The sequence below is a fragment of the Thermococcus coalescens genome (assembly GCF_055392585.1).
Genome location: NZ_AP043764.1, coordinates 1,530,173 through 1,545,100 on the forward strand (window position 1 = coordinate 1,530,173; position 14,928 = coordinate 1,545,100).

Consider the following 14,928-nt stretch of genomic DNA (forward strand, 5'->3'; position numbering starts at 1 on the left):
ATGATGAATTATCGTCAGGCGATCATGAGGAGTGCCAGCACTATGGCTATTGGGGCCACGTGTGCGAGTGCCTTTGCGGGGTTCATGGGCATCACCGCAGGGGGACACGCCTTCTCATTTGAAAGTTTTACATTTGTAAAATTTGAATGAATCCATCTGGAAGTTCGAAGTTTTTGCGTCCGCTTCAAAAAAAGTTCGGGGTTCTTTACCGGAAACACTTAAAAACCCTTGACAAGTTCAAGTTAAAAAGGACGTGGAGGTCCGCGGAAAATGGGAAAGTTTGAACACAAACTTGTTAATGCAATTAAGGGGTACACCTTCGACGACGTTCTTCTGATACCGCAGGCGACCGAGGTCGAGCCGAAGGATGTGGACGTCTCAACCAGAATAACGCCGAACGTGAGGCTCAAGATTCCGATTCTGAGCGCGGCTATGGACACCGTCACCGAATGGGAGATGGCCGTCGCGATGGCCAGGGAAGGAGGGCTGGGCGTCATTCACAGGAACATGAGCATCGAGGAGCAGGCTGAGATGGTCAGGAAGGTCAAGCGCGCCGAGCGCTTCATAGTCGAGGACGTCATAACCATTGCCCCCGACGAGACCCTTGACTACGCGCTCTTCCTCATGGAGAGGAACGACATCGACGGCCTCCCTGTTGTTAGTGAGGACGGCAGGATAGTCGGCATCGTTACCAAGAAGGACATCGCGGCCAAAGAGGGCAGCCTCGTGAGGGACGTCATGACTGGAGATGTGATAACCGTCGGGGAAGACGTTTCCGTCGAGGAGGCGCTTGACATAATGGTGGCCAACAGGATAGCCCGCCTCCCGGTGGTCGATGAGAACGGCCGCCTCGTGGGAATAATCACGATGAGCGACCTCATGATGAGGAAGAAGTACCGCAACGCCGTAAGGGATAAAAACGGCGACCTGCTGGTGGCGGCCGCGGTCGGCCCCTTCGACATCGAGAGGGCAAAGGCACTCGACAAAGCTGGGGCCGATGTGATAGTGGTTGACACCGCCCACGCCCACAACCTCAAGGCCATAAGGGCCATGAAGGAGATAAGGAAGGCTGTAGATGCCGATCTCATAGTCGGGAACATAGCGAACCCCAAGGCGGTCGACGACCTCACCTTTGCCGACGCGGTAAAGGTCGGAATAGGGCCCGGGAGCATATGCACGACCCGCGTTGTTGCGGGCGTTGGCGTTCCTCAGGTTACTGCAATAGCCCTCGTGGCGGACAGGGCCGGGGAATACGGCATCCACGTCATAGCCGACGGAGGCATACGCTACTCCGGTGACATAGTCAAGGCGCTCGCGGCTGGAGCCGATGCTGTCATGCTCGGCTCCCTCCTGGCCGGAACCAAGGAGGCACCGGGCAAGGAGGTCGTCATAAACGGCAGGAGGTACAAGCAGTACCGCGGTATGGGCTCCCTCGGTGCCATGATGAAGGGAGGAGCGGAGCGCTACTACCAGAAGGGCCACATGAAGACCAAGAAGTTCGTCCCGGAGGGGGTCGAGGGTGTCGTTCCATACAAGGGAAGCGTGGGCGACGTCCTCTACCAGCTCGTCGGCGGGCTTCGCTCGGGGATGGGCTACGTTGGGGCCTCAAGCATAGCCGAACTCAAGGAGAAGGGCGAGTTCGTGATCATAACCCAGGCAGGCGTCAGGGAAAGTCACCCGCACGACATCTTCATCACCAACGAGGCTCCGAACTATCCGGTCGGGAAGTGATTCCCTCCCCTCTTTTTGAAAACCTTATAAGGCGTTTCTCCCAGTCCCAGCCTGGGGAGAGCTATGACCAGCGTTGGAATCATCGGAAGCGGTGCCGCGGGACTAACCGCCGCAATAGCCCTCGCGAGGCGCGGCTTCGACGTGACGGTCATCGGTGGAGGAATAAAAGATACCAACTCCTACCTCGCCCAGGCGGGGGTAGCCTTTCCCATTCTCGACGGCGATTCTCCCGGGGCTCACGTTCTCGACACCATCAGGGCCGGCAAGTATCTCAACGACGCGGAGGTTGTGTGGAGCGTAATCTCGAAGGCGAGCGAGGCCTACGAGTTCCTCCTTTCAATAGGCCTGGAGTTTGAGACCAACGAGACCGAGGGCGGCCACTCCTTCCACAGGGTCTTCACGATAAGGAACGAGACCGGAAAGCACATGATGAAGGTTCTCCACATGGCCGCCAAGGAAGCAGGCGTTCACTTCGTCGAGGGCTTTGCAGAGGAGCTGGCAGTTAGGGACGGCAGGGCGTACGGTGTCTTTCTCGACGGGGAGCTTCTGGAGTTTGACGCCACTATCATAGCCACGGGCGGCTTTGCCTCGCTCTTCAAGTACACCGCCGGTTCGCCGCTGACCACCGGCCTCCTCATCGGGGACGCGGTGATGAAAGGGGCCCCCGCCAGAGACCTGGAGTTCGTCCAGTTCCACCCGACAGGCTACATCGGGAAAAACGGTGTTTTCCTCGTCAGCGAAGCCGTTCGGGGTGCCGGCGCAAAGCTGGTAACTGAAGACGGCGAACGCTTTGTCAACGAGCTCTCCACGAGGGATATCGTGGCGAGAGCTATCTATCGCCAGATGAAGGCGGGCAAGAGTGTTTTCCTTGATGCAACGGGTATAGAGGACTTCAAGAGGCGCTTCCCTCAGATATACGCTTTCCTGAGGAAGGACGGCATCGACCCCTCCCGGGACCTTATTCCCGTCTCGCCAATAGCCCACTACACCATCGGCGGGGTAGCGGTTGACCTCTGGTACAGGACGGCAATCAAAAACCTTTACGCTGTGGGCGAAGCAATGAGCAACGGCTTCCACGGGGCAAACAGACTCGCCAGCAACTCCCTCCTTGAGTGCCTCGTTTCCGGCCTTGAGGTCGCAAGAACCATAGCGAGGGAGGGACCGAGACGGGGAGAGGTAAAGGAGCTGGCATATCACGGCTACGATGCCGGGGACGTTGACTCGCTGAGGGAACTCCTGTGGAATCACGCCGGAATCGTTAGGAGCGCGAAGACCCTCAGGGGGGGACTCAGGGGGCTTGAGGGAATCGAGGCAGACCCGAGGTTAAAACTGCTCGCGAGGGGAGTCTTGGAGTGTGCCCTAGTTAGAGGAGAGAGCAGGGGCGCCCACTACCGCGAGGACTTCCCGGTTATGAGAAAGGAATTTGAGAGGCCAAGCTTTTTCGACGGAAGGTGCAGGCTCTAACCAACGGTGTCCAAAATCATTTTAATCTCTTTCTTCTACTTTCCCCCAGCGGGGTGAGACCATGAAAATGGAGGAGCTCGTGAGGGAAATTGAACGCCTGAAGGAGGAGCGCAACGCTATAATAATGGCCCACAACTACCAGCTTCCCGAGATTCAGGACATAGCGGACTTCCTCGGTGACAGCCTTGAGCTGGCGAGGAAGGCAGTCAACGTTGATGCCGACGTTATAGTCTTCGCGGGCGTCGACTTCATGGCGGAAACGGCGAAGATTCTAAATCCCGGGAAGACCGTCCTGCTTCCGAGTAAAAGAGCCACCTGCGCCATGGCTAACATGCTGAAGGTCGAGCACATCCTCAAGGCCAGGGAGCAGTACCCTGATGCCCCGGTGGTTCTCTACGTAAACACCACCGCCGAGACCAAGGCCTACGCCGATGTAACGGTGACTTCAGCCAACGCGGTCAAGATAGTCGAGAAGCTCGACTCGGACGTCATAATCTTCGGCCCGGACAAGAACCTGGCCCATTACGTCGCCAAGCAGACCGGCAAGAAGGTCATCCCCGTCCCCGAGTACGGACACTGCTACGTCCACAGACAGTTCACCCTTGAGGACGTCGAGCGCGCCAGGAGGCTCTACCCCAACGCCAGGCTGATGGTTCACCCTGAGTGCGAGCCGGAGGTGCAGGAGAAAGCGGACATAATAGTCTCCACGGGCGGGATGATAAGGCGTGCGAAGGAGTGGAACGAGTGGGTCGTCTTCACCGAGCACGAGATGGTCTACCGGCTCCAGAAGCTCTATCCGGACATCAAGTTCCACCCGGCCAAGGAGGACGCCGTCTGCATAGGGATGAAGGCCATAACGCTGAACCACATCTACGAGTCCCTCAGAGACATGAAGTACGAGGTCGAGGTGCCCAGGGAGATAGCGGAGAAAGCAAGAAGGGCGATAGAGAGAATGCTGGAGATGAGCTGAGCTTTTGATTGGTTATTTGTTTTTAAAGCCTTTGGACGCGATTCCTGTGATAACTTTTTTGAGGCTCGCTGTATGTTTGTTCCTAAGCGGAGAATCTGTAGAACGTGCCTATCCTGAGACCCTTTGACAGAAAAATTTATATGCAACTGATAGAAGTTTTTAATGATAATTCAGCAGGTGATTTGAATGGCGACTTGGGGATTGTGGTATTACAGGTGGGATGGGTCAGAGTACGTGAGGATAAGCGACTGGAATGAGCAGAAGTTTAACTACATAGTTGTCACTGATGGGGGCTACAACGGTACTGAAGGAAAAACTGCCAAGTACTCCGGACCAGGTTACTATGATGGCTACAACGATGCTGGGGAGTTAATAGACATAATAGAGAACCAGTGGTTGCATAACAGAAACTACATCGTTGAGATACCTTATTTCTACGTCCCTCCCGAAGGTGGTAAAAAGGCACGTCCCCTGGACTACTGGCTTGGCTGGATCGATGGTGCCGCCAGCAGGGGAAGCTCACGGATGAGGGGCTTCTACTGGTCGCTTGAGAACATAAGGTACATTCAGGCTGGAAAGCTGAGCAGGTACACGATAGAAACCATTTGGGGCAGGATAATGGAAAACAAGAGAGAATATGGAGTGGATTACCAGTTTATCTGGATACCGAGCTTGAGGAGTCTCTTTGTGAGCAGAGGCTTCTCCTCGGAGCAAGATATTTTAGAGGCAGTAACTTATGAAACGGACGTTCCCAACATAGCGAACTATTTCAACAATGTTTTCATTCAACCTGGCTACTACTTTATGAACATAAAGAATACGACCATCAATGGAGGAATTCCATACACATACCCTCTTTTCGTTGACATCCTGAAGACGATACATGAATACATGCCTTCAAACGTCTCCATCGAGATGGAGGCCGATGGAACTGTTAGGGTTAATGACGACGCTGAAAATTATGCTTGTGATTACGTACGCGCCCAGATAGATGCGCTGGGTTATTTGTGGTCAGACAGGGCATACTACTTTGACAAAAGTGAAATCACATTTGATTACATGAGAGAGCACTACTCAGGGTGGTAGGCTGATGCGCAGATTCCTAGAGTCGCTTTTCCTTTTATCATTCTTCATTGTCCCCCCTGTTTCAGCCTCTCCAGTGATTACGGGGGTTGTTCATTATCATGATGGATTCCTAGTTTTGACTCGAGGGTCGGTGGACAACACCACCCAACTCTGGTTCTTCAGACCGGGGAAGGGTTTTGAACTCCTGAATGCTACTTTCCCAAACTTAACCTTCGTCCATTCAAACGGGGAAAGGGTACTCCTTTACAGGAACGTATCCGGCATTTATTCGGCTCCAGACCTGCAGTTTTACACCTACGACGATACGTTGCACTTTCTGGGAGGCTTTAATGGAGTATCCGACTGCGGAGATACACTTGCAATGTACTGGAATGGAGAGTTTTATATGTTATTTCAGCCTTGGGACGCCTGTCAGATGACGGGCTATGACTGGTACGCAGTACTGAACAACACGGTTTACCACATACTGGATGATGACAGGGGTCGCTCCACCCTCTGTGTTAATTTGAAATGCTACGTTGGAAACCTCCAGAGTGTTGCTAACGGTTATCTCGTGGGTTATACCAATTTTGACACCGATATAACAAGTCTTCGCCTTGTTATCCTTGCCTCTTCAGGAATTCGAATAAAGAATGTAACCTTTGGAAATTTCTCAGCGGAGTGGCAAGGTGCTTGTTTCAACGGAACTCATTTCGCAACTTTAGTCGATAAAGGGGTTAGTGTGGCCTTTTACAACGAATCGGTCTGGCGGTTTTACTTGGGAATCATCAATATGACCGGCGATTACATCCTGATTCCCCTCGATTCAATACCAGACGGTGAGAACGTCTCCCTTTCACTTCTCGGAAGCTACGATGAAAAATGGGTTGTCCGAAAGTACAGGTACTGGCGTTCTTGGAACTCCTCAACCGGATGGTATCTGGAGAAAAGGACTCTCAGCTACTTATTAGTCTCCCCTAAAGGTGTTATCGAAGTCGATAATACCACCAACCTGACGCCACGATGCAAGCGGAACTGGCCACTGTTAATCTTTGAAGGAAGAATCCCTGTTAAGAATTCACTGTTCCTGAACAACAGTGAGGTTATCATAAACGGAAGCCTTCTGTACTACAAAGGTAACGTCTTCAAGTTGCCGTTTAAACCAAAAATGGCGGACTGTGATAATGGCTGTTTGTTATCTGATGAAAAGGGTTTGATATATTTCGATGGAAAGAGCGTCCGCATCGTTGGATTTCCAGAAGAGTATTCCTTAGATGGGGGATACCTTGCTGCACTGGGAATCGTGGTTATCGCGATTCTCTTGGTGTGGAGATTAAGGAAATGAAGGGGTTTGTTTGGCTTCTCATGGAAAACGAAATAAAGCCCGTACTGAAATCTCTTCCGGGGGTGAAATGACATGATTTCCCTTACATACCTTCTCCAGTTTCTCTGCGAGGACGCTCCCTTTGGAGACGTCACGAGCGAAGCGGTCATACCTGAAGGAACGAAGGCCAGGGCAGTTATCATTGCAAAGGGGGAAGGGATAATAGCCGGCGTTGAGGAGGCAAAGGCGCTCTTCGAGCACTTCGGGGTTGAGGTTTCGGTTAAAAAAAGCGACGGGGAAGCCGTGAAGAAAGGAGACGTTATCCTTGAACTCGAAGGCAACGCGAGGGCGATCCTCCTGGTGGAGAGGACGGCTTTGAACATCATGGGCAGGATGGGCGGCATAGCGACCGAAGTCAGGAAGCTGGTCGAGAAGGTGAGGGCGGTAAACCCGAAGGTTCGCATTGCCGGAACGAGAAAAACACTCCTCAAGCCGATAGACAAGAGGGCGATACTCATAGGCGGCGGGGAGCCCCACCGCTTCTCCCTCAGCGACGCGATACTCATAAAGGACAACCACCTCGCTCTGGTTTCGCTGGAAGAAGCTATAAGGCGCGCCAAAGCCTTCAGCGTCTACAAGGTCGTCGAGGTGGAGGTTGAAACCCTTGAGGATGCCATCAAAGCGGCAAGGGCTGGGGCCGATGTAATAATGCTCGACAACATGAGCCCTGGGGAGATTGAAGAGACCCTCGAGGCCCTCAGGCGTGAGGGACTGCGCGATAGGGTCAAGATAGAGGTCTCGGGCGGCATAACGCCCGAGAACATAACCGAATACGCGAAGCTCGACATCGACGTCATAAGCCTCGGCTATCTAACACACTCGGTGAAGAACTTCGACGTGAGCCTTGAGATGATTGGAAGGGTTTGAGAGGTAGGCCAGGTTTTCGTTTCTACTATTTTAGGATCTCGATTCTTTTCTAAGCATTCGCTGATATGTCTCAGGAAGATATCCGTAGAATCTTACGTTCTTCAGCTCTATCCAGTTTTCTTTCTCACTAAAGCACTCCTCGAACCGTAGGTTCCCACACTCAAAGACCCCACAGTCGTTTCTGATTTTCTGGAGATACCCGGTTAAGCGATATGTTGAAGACTCAAACTTCCGAACCTTTGGTTCCTCCTGGATCATAGGTTCCTCAGTATTTGCCGGTCCGACAACCTCAGAGTAAAGCGGATCGATTACCACATCAACGTACGAGTTTTCCCTTCCCACGAGGCTTAGAACGTCTCTTGGCTCTGGGAGAAAGACTTCTATCACCTTTCCCACAGGTTCCACGAGGAATTTGGCCTTGCCTGAGTGTATGTGTCCCGTGCAGTCTTCAAAGGGAATTAGAGATATTAAACGAAGTTTACTGACTATTACCTGCATGGTACCACCCTTTAACGCTTTCTTGGGAGGTAACCATAAAACCGGACGTTCCTGAGTTCCATCCAAAACTCCTTCTCTTTTGAGTTGAAAATCCACTCTTGGCCGGGGCAAAGCTTGAACCTTAGAGCTCCGCATTCAAAAACTCCACAGCCCTTTTCGCCCTTTCTAAGGCGCCCAATTATGCGATAGCGCTGGGATTTTATCCCCTCTGCGGGAGGTTCCGGCATGATTGAGGGATTTTCATCTCTGGCTAGGTTGCCGACTTCGAAGTACGGAGGATCAATAATAACTTCAACGTGGGAGTTCTTCTCCCCCATAAGTTTCCTAGCATCTTCATCATATGGGAAGAAGACACTTATTGTGACTCCCAGGGACTCTACATAGAATTTCGCTTCTCCCGAGTGGACAATCCCGAAGGTGTCTTTAAAAGGGATAAACGAAATGAGCAAAAGCCTGCTGGTTATCTCATCCATGATATATCCCCTCGAATCACGATGCTGGCACCAGTCTGGGATATGCAGTGGTTACACTTCCGTTTCTGTCGAGGATAACTACGATCTCTTTTATGTATCTTTTGCCCTTTTTGTAGTATGTGCCAAATTTCTTGGTTACTTTGATCTCATTGGGTAGATATTCGACTTTGCTTGGAGCCTCAACTGTCTTGCGGATTAGATTTATAACGTCATCTCCATCCTGAGTGTAAAAAATATAGTCAAAGTCTCTGGAGTGTTCACTGAGTATATGGGCAATTCCAAATCCCTTGTGGGGTCCGGAATGGTAGCCTTGCTTTAGAACAACAAAGTTTCTTACAGGGTAACCATTGACGTATGTGGTTATGCCCTTGGCCTCGAACACGTCTACAATCTGGTGGACTCCTGAGATGGATCCCCTCCAACGAGGAAGGTATTCGTTCGCCAGCTTTTCGAGTGCCCGTGGATTAGTGCCTCTCCGTAACATGGCTCGTATGTAGCCCTTTTTGATGCCCTTTTCAGAGATCCTTGCTATTATTCTGGCGGTTTTGTCTGTCGAGAGCCCAAACTTCTCGGAGTACTTTACAAGGTTTATCCATATCTGTTTGTTTTCTGCAGTTTCCTTCAGTAGGCCGACTCTCGCCAAGTCATCTATTGCTCCCTTTGAGAAAGATACGGTTTTTAGGACTCTTCCGGCGGCATTCTTGGCCTTGATTATGATCTTTGAAAATCTACCCCCGTCTTTTATGACCTCTGCTCCCCAGCGAAGTTCTCCGGCTCCATCTGGAATAACAAATCCCACTGCAAATACTGCTAAATCATAAGTCTTTGCAACTTTTTCCCCAAAGTGTTCTTTCAGCCATTTCACGACGTCATCGTGAACCGTAAAAGAGTATATCAGATAGCCAACTGTTACGATTATTGGGATCCATGCAAATTGTGGCTGAACCTCATCCCCCGGCCTCTTCTCTGGGCTGAATTCTGGTGGAACCGTTACGGTGCTGTTCACTGTTCCGTTGACAAAGCTCGCCGTCGCGCTCGCACTGCTGACTGTCAGTCCCACAATCAAAAACCCAAAGAGCAGGGCGATTATCTTCTTCCACATCCCAAAGCACCTCCACCGGTATGCAATGGATAATAAATCCAGGACTTTAAAAATATTACTATGCAAAGTTTTACAGAGTAATAGCAATGGTAAGAAAAATCCAACAGAATGAGGATCAACCTCGCGAATTCACCTTGGGTAAGACTTATATTCAAGTTTTTCCTTGAGATTAATTGCAAGTCAAAACTTGAAATGGTGGTGGTCATGGGGAAGCTCGAGGTTATTCAGGATAAGGGCACCGAGAGGCTGAAGCGTGGTTTTGCCAGGATGGTTAAGGGCGGAGTAATAATGGACGTCACAAACGCGGAGCAGGCCAGAATAGCCGAGGAAGCTGGTGCAGTTTCGGTCATGGCGCTCCACATGGTTCCCGCGGACATAAGAAAGGCCGGCGGCGTTGCCAGAATGGCGCCCGTTGAGAAGATCCAGGAGATAATGGACGCGGTGACCATTCCGGTCATGGCGAAGGTCAGGATCGGCCACGTGGCCGAGGCCAGAATTCTTGAGGCTTTGGGCGTCGACATGATAGACGAGAGCGAGGTCCTGACACCCGCCGACCCGTACTTCCACATAGACAAGAGGGAGTTCAGCGTCCCCTTCGTCTGCGGAGCCAGAAACCTCGGCGAGGCCGTGAGGAGGATCTGGGAGGGCTCGGCCATGATCAGGACCAAGGGCGAGGCCGGGACAGGCAACATAGTTGAGGCCGTCAGGCACGTCCGCCTCGTCGCCGACAACATACGGCTCCTCCAGAGGATGACGGACGAGCAGGTCTATGTAATAGCCGAGAGGTTCGCCGAGCCCTATCTGAGGCTGACCGTCAGCATAGGGGACATCAGCGGAATCCCCAAGCAGATTCTTGAGAACGAGCCGGTCTACGGCCACTACACCTACGGCGAGATAGTCGAAGGGCTTTACAAGATACTCCTTGAGATAAAGAAGCTCGGAAGGCTTCCCGTTGTCAACTTTGCGGCAGGCGGCATTGCAACGCCTGCAGACGCCGCCCTGATGATGCAGATGGGCATGGACGGCGTCTTCGTCGGTTCTGGAATATTCAAGAGCTCCGATCCCGAGAAGATGGCCAGGGCGATAGTTGAAGCGGTGAACCACTGGGACGAGCCGGATGTTCTGGCAGAGATAAGCAGGGAAATCGGCGAGCCGATGCGCGGCAGGGACATTGAAGAGCTGGAGGTTCGCCTTGAGGAGAGGGGCCTCTGATCTCCCTTCCCTGTCGTTTTCGTCGGGGTGATGGCATGGTCAGGGTAGGCGTCATAGGCCTTCAGGGTGACGTGAGCGAGCACATTGAAGCTTCAAAGAAAGCCCTGGAAAACCTCGGCGTCACCGGCGAGGTGGTCTGGCTCAGAAGACCTGGGCAGCTTGAAGGAATCTCCGCCGTGATAATCCCCGGCGGCGAGAGCACGACGATATCGAGGCTCATGCGGAAGAACGGCCTGTTTGAGTCACTCAAAAGGCTCGGTGAGGACGGTCTGCCGATAATGGGCACCTGCGCTGGCCTGATAATGCTCTCGAAGGAGGTAGTGGGCGCCACTCCGGGGCAGAGGTTCCTTGGGCTCCTCGACGTCAGGGTAAATAGAAACGCCTACGGCAGGCAGGTTGACAGCTTCGAGGCGTCGATAAAGCTCGCCTTCAGCGATGAGCCATTCCCCGGCGTCTTCATCCGCGCCCCGAGGATGGTGGAGCTTTTGAGCGAGAAGGTGAAACCAATAGCCTGGCTCGGGGACAGGGTTGTCGGAGTTGAGCAGGACAACTTAATCGGCCTTGAGTTCCACCCGGAGCTGACCGAGGACACGAGGGTACACGAATACTTCCTGGAGAAGGCGGTATAATCTGAACATTTTTTCATCAATTTCTGCCAGAAAGCTTTTTATTTTTGCCGTTCAAATGTTTACAGGTGGTAGCGTGAGCGAGCCCAGGACGGTCGTGTGTCCCTACTGTGGCTTTGGCTGCAGGCTTCTCGTTGATCCCGGGACGATGAAGGTCAAACCCCACCGCGGCGAGCCGAACCGGGGCAAGCTCTGCCCCAAGGGTCTCCACGCGACGGAGTTCGTTCTCTCCAGGGACAGGCTCAAGCGCCCCCTTAAGCGCGAGGGCTCCAGGATAAGGCCGATAAGCTGGGGCAGGGCAATTGACGAGATAGCTGGCAAGCTTCTCGAAATCCGCGAGCTTTACGGCCCCGATGCCGTGGCGTTTATAGCCTCCTCCAAGGTCAGCAACGAGGAGAACTACCTCCTCCAGAAGATAGCGAGGCTCTTCGGCACGAACAACATAGACAACTGCGCCCGTCTCTGCCACGAGGCGAGCGTCCACGCCCTTAAGATGACCGTTGGAGCCGGGGCACAGAGCAACCCCTATGAAGACTTGGAGGGATTCGAAGTCATACTCACCTGGGGCTACAACCCGGCCGAGACCCACCCTGTTGTCATGGACTACATCCTGAGGGCAAAGAAGAAAGGGGCGAAGATAATCGCTGTTGACGTCAGGGAAACCAGAACGATGGCCTTCGCGGATTACGGGCTTGTCATCCGCCCGGGGACTGACATAGCCCTCGCGAACGCCATGATGAACGTCATAATCCGGGAGGAGCTCTACGATTGGGACTTCATAAAGACCAGAACCGTTGGCTTCTCAGAGGTAAGGATGGCGGTGAGGAAGTACACGCCGGAATACGCGGAGAAGGTAACCGGAATTCCGGCTGAAACGATCAGAGAAGTTGCGAGAACATTCGCCCTCGCGGGAAGCGGCGCGATAATGTGGGGCATGGGCCTGACCCAGCACGTTTCGGGCGTTGAGAACGTTATGGCCATCATAGACCTTGCCCTGCTCCTCGGCTACATCGGCGAAAGGGGCGGCCTCTATCCGATGCGCGGTCAGAACAACGTTCAGGGAGCGGCATACATGGGTGCCCTCAGTGAGTTCCTGCCGGGCTACGTCCCCCTGACCGATGAGAGGTTCAGGAAGCGTGTGGCCAAGATATGGGGTGTGGAAGATCTGCCAACGGAGCGCGGACTCTACCTTACGGAGCTCTGGGAGGCGATAGAGAGCAACGATGTTAGAGCGCTCTACATAGTCGGGGAAAACCCGGCTGTCAGCGAGGCGGACTTTCTCCGGGTAAGGAATGCCCTCAGAAAGCTCGACCTCCTCGTCGTTCAGGACGTTTTCATGAGCCGGACGGCTCGGTACGCCCACTACATCCTTCCGGCAGCGGCCTTCTGCGAGAAGGAAGGCTCGTACATGAACAGTGAGAGAAGGATCCAGTGGAGCCACAGGGTATGCGAGCCAATGGGTGATTCCAAGCCCGACTGGGAGATACTGGTAACCCTCGGAAGGGCCCTCGGTCTGCCCGGGTTCAACTATTCGAACGTTGAGGAGATAACCGCCGAGTACTTCCGCCTCTTCCCCTCGCTGGAGGAGAGGAGCGTTGACGAGCTGAAGGCTGGTGACGGCATATTCCTTCCGAAGAAGAGGCTCCACACCTGGGAGTTCGCAACCCCCGATGGAAAGGCAAGGTTCATCGCGGTGGAGCAGGTGCAGCCCTGGGAGCGGCCGGACTACGAGTATCCCTTCGTGCTCACAACCATCAGGCTGATAAGCCACTACAACACCGGCGAGATGACGCTGAGGAGCCCCTCCCTGGTAAGGCTGATGGGAGAGCCGAGGGTTCTGATAAACAGGAACGACGCCGAGAGGCTTGGGATCAGCGACGGTGACTGGGTGGAAATCGAAACGAGGCGCGGGAGGATCAGGATGAGGGCCAAGCTCGGCGGCATTCCCCCGGGCGTCGTTGCGGTTCCCTTCCACTTCAAGGCGAACAAAATAACGAGTCCGGCCCTAAACAAGGCCGGAACGCCGGAGCTCAAGTTCTCCGCGGCGAGGGTGAGGAAGCTCAGAACCTGAAAGCCCACTCCGGATACTCACCGGTGAGACATGCCAGACAGAGATCCTTTCTCCCAACGGCCCTCTTCAGCCCCTCGACGCTGAGGTAGGCCAGGCTGTCGGCACCTATCGCCTCCCTCACCTTCTCAACGCTCCCGAATGCAGCTATGAGTTCGTGTCTCGTCGGAATGTCCACTCCCATGTAGCAGGGGTGTCTTATCGGCGGGGATGAGATCCTGACGTGAACCTCCCTCGCGCCGGCCTTTTTCAGCATCGCGACGATTCTCCTCATAGTCGTGCCCCTGACTATCGAATCATCAACGAGAACGACGCTCTTCCCCTCTATTACCTCCCTTACGGGCGAGAGCTTGAGCTTGACCTTCAGCTCGCGGTAGAACTGGCCGGGGGTTATGAAGGTCCTTCCTATGTAGCGGTTCTTTATGAGGCCCTCGGAGTAGGGGATGCCGCTGACATGAGAATACCCGAGCGCCGCTGCCCTCCCCGAATCCGGCACGGCTATGACGACGTCTCCGCTGGCCGGACTTTCCCGCGCAAGCTCCTGCCCCATCCTGACCCTCGCGGAATAGACGCTGACACCGTCGATGGTACTGTCCGGGCGGGCGAAGTAGATGTATTCAAAAACGCAGTGATGATGCCTCTCTGTGGTCGGAATCCTGCTTTCCACGGCCTCCCCGTCGAGCAGGAAGACTTCCCCCGGCTTGACGTCCCTTATCTTTTCTCCCTTAGACTCATCGACGAAGAGCCTTAAAGCCGAGTCCTCGGAGGCGAAGTAGTGGCCGTCTCCAGCCCCGTAGCTGAGCGGCCTGAAGCCGACCGGGTCCCTCGCCACGAGTATCTTCCCGTCGAAGAGAAAGGCAACGGAATAAGCCCCCCTCACCTCACCGAAAACTTCCCGCATGGCCTCGAACTCGTCCCCGGTCTCGCGGAGGTGCCAGAGAAAAGAAATCCCCAGCAGCTCTGAGTCCACCGAGTGCCTGAACTTAACTCCCAGCCGTTCGTAGTGTCTCCTGAGGGGGAGGAAATTCGTGAGGGTTCCGTTGTGGGCCACCGCGATGGTTTTCCCGCAGCAGGCCGTCTCCAGCGGCTGGGTTTCCGTGAGGGAGCCCGAGGTCGAGTACCGGACGTGGGCTATTGCCATCCTGGATTTCAGCCTCGCTATCTCCCCGTTCCTGAAGACCTCCGAAACGAGCCCCCTGCCGGCCACCGTTTTTATCCTGTGCCTCCAGACGCTTATCCCAGCGCTCTCCTGTCCCCTGTGCTGCAGTGCCATCAGTGCGTAGTAGGCTTTTTTCGGAGCATTCCCGGCAACCGCTGCAAAGACGCCGCACTTCTCCCTCATGAGGAACCCCGCCAGTTTTTGACTTGGACATGTCAATAAGTGTGAACTTTGACGCCATACTTTAGCCTTTTTGTGTTTAAAAGCTTTGCCCATTGATTGACATGTAAATGTTAAAATAAGCCTTAA

14 protein-coding genes are annotated in these 14,928 nt (G+C 53.8%); 9 read left to right on the forward strand and 5 right to left on the reverse strand.

Annotated features, from left to right (window positions below):
- Positions 1–14 precede the first annotated feature (14 nt).
- Positions 15–218: a hypothetical protein gene (locus ACZ5M3_RS08450; protein WP_464839210.1), complete on the reverse strand. Its 204-nt coding sequence runs from the start codon at positions 216–218 to the stop codon at positions 15–17.
- Positions 219–270: 52 nt separating this feature from the next.
- Between ACZ5M3_RS08450 and guaB the strand changes: the two genes are divergently transcribed.
- The 6 genes from guaB (at position 271) to nadC (ending at position 7,481) form a co-directional block, all read left to right on the forward strand.
- On the forward strand, positions 271–1,731 hold the full coding sequence (gene guaB, locus ACZ5M3_RS08455; protein ID WP_464839211.1) for an IMP dehydrogenase: 1,461 nt from the start codon (positions 271–273) through the stop codon (positions 1,729–1,731).
- A gap of 63 nt (positions 1,732–1,794) precedes the next feature.
- Positions 1,795–3,195: an L-aspartate oxidase gene (locus tag ACZ5M3_RS08460; protein ID WP_464839212.1), complete on the forward strand. Its 1,401-nt coding sequence runs from the start codon at positions 1,795–1,797 to the stop codon at positions 3,193–3,195.
- Positions 3,196–3,256: 61 nt separating this feature from the next.
- Positions 3,257–4,165 carry a quinolinate synthase NadA gene (gene nadA, locus ACZ5M3_RS08465; RefSeq protein WP_464839213.1) on the forward strand — a complete coding sequence of 303 codons (909 nt, stop codon included), beginning with the start codon at positions 3,257–3,259 and terminating at the stop codon, positions 4,163–4,165.
- A gap of 186 nt (positions 4,166–4,351) precedes the next feature.
- Positions 4,352–5,251: a hypothetical protein gene (locus ACZ5M3_RS08470; protein WP_464839214.1), complete on the forward strand. Its 900-nt coding sequence runs from the start codon at positions 4,352–4,354 to the stop codon at positions 5,249–5,251.
- Positions 5,252–5,255: 4 nt separating this feature from the next.
- Positions 5,256–6,575 carry a hypothetical protein gene (locus ACZ5M3_RS08475; RefSeq protein ID WP_464839215.1) on the forward strand — a complete coding sequence of 440 codons (1,320 nt, stop codon included), beginning with the start codon at positions 5,256–5,258 and terminating at the stop codon, positions 6,573–6,575.
- A 72-nt stretch (positions 6,576–6,647) separates the two neighbouring features.
- Positions 6,648–7,481: a carboxylating nicotinate-nucleotide diphosphorylase gene (nadC, locus tag ACZ5M3_RS08480; RefSeq protein WP_464839216.1), complete on the forward strand. Its 834-nt coding sequence runs from the start codon at positions 6,648–6,650 to the stop codon at positions 7,479–7,481.
- A 30-nt stretch (positions 7,482–7,511) separates the two neighbouring features.
- On the opposite strand, the gene ACZ5M3_RS08485 is transcribed toward nadC, so the two are convergent.
- Genes ACZ5M3_RS08485 through ACZ5M3_RS08495 form a run of 3 tightly spaced genes read right to left on the reverse strand, consistent with a single transcriptional unit; the run spans position 7,512 to position 9,554 of the window.
- Positions 7,512–7,979, reverse strand: a complete 468-nt coding sequence (locus ACZ5M3_RS08485) for a hypothetical protein (RefSeq protein WP_464839217.1) — start codon at positions 7,977–7,979, stop codon at positions 7,512–7,514.
- 11 nt (positions 7,980–7,990) lie between these two features.
- Positions 7,991–8,452, reverse strand: a complete 462-nt coding sequence (locus ACZ5M3_RS08490; protein ID WP_464839218.1) for a hypothetical protein — start codon at positions 8,450–8,452, stop codon at positions 7,991–7,993.
- A 16-nt stretch (positions 8,453–8,468) separates the two neighbouring features.
- Positions 8,469–9,554: a hypothetical protein gene (locus tag ACZ5M3_RS08495; protein ID WP_464839219.1), complete on the reverse strand. Its 1,086-nt coding sequence runs from the start codon at positions 9,552–9,554 to the stop codon at positions 8,469–8,471.
- A 204-nt stretch (positions 9,555–9,758) separates the two neighbouring features.
- On the opposite strand from ACZ5M3_RS08495, the gene pdxS reads away from it, so the two are divergent.
- From pdxS to fdhF, 3 genes are read left to right on the forward strand one after another with little or no spacing between them, the layout of a single operon-like run.
- Positions 9,759–10,766 (forward strand): pyridoxal 5'-phosphate synthase lyase subunit PdxS, encoded by a 1,008-nt coding sequence (gene pdxS / locus ACZ5M3_RS08500; RefSeq protein WP_464839220.1) that lies wholly within the window; start codon positions 9,759–9,761, stop codon positions 10,764–10,766.
- A 35-nt stretch (positions 10,767–10,801) separates the two neighbouring features.
- Entirely contained in the window at positions 10,802–11,395 is a 594-nt protein-coding gene (pdxT, locus tag ACZ5M3_RS08505) for a pyridoxal 5'-phosphate synthase glutaminase subunit PdxT (protein WP_464839221.1), read from the forward strand.
- A 55-nt stretch (positions 11,396–11,450) separates the two neighbouring features.
- Complete coding sequence (gene fdhF, locus ACZ5M3_RS08510; RefSeq protein ID WP_464839222.1) at positions 11,451–13,463, forward strand: formate dehydrogenase subunit alpha; 2,013 nt, start codon at positions 11,451–11,453, stop codon at positions 13,461–13,463.
- On the opposite strand, the gene purF is transcribed toward fdhF, so the two are convergent.
- Positions 13,453–14,802, reverse strand: coding sequence for an amidophosphoribosyltransferase (purF, locus tag ACZ5M3_RS08515; RefSeq protein ID WP_464839223.1), 1,350 nt, complete (start codon positions 14,800–14,802; stop codon positions 13,453–13,455). The two genes, fdhF and purF, sit on opposite strands and share 11 nt — an antisense overlap.
- Positions 14,803–14,928 lie beyond the last annotated feature (126 nt).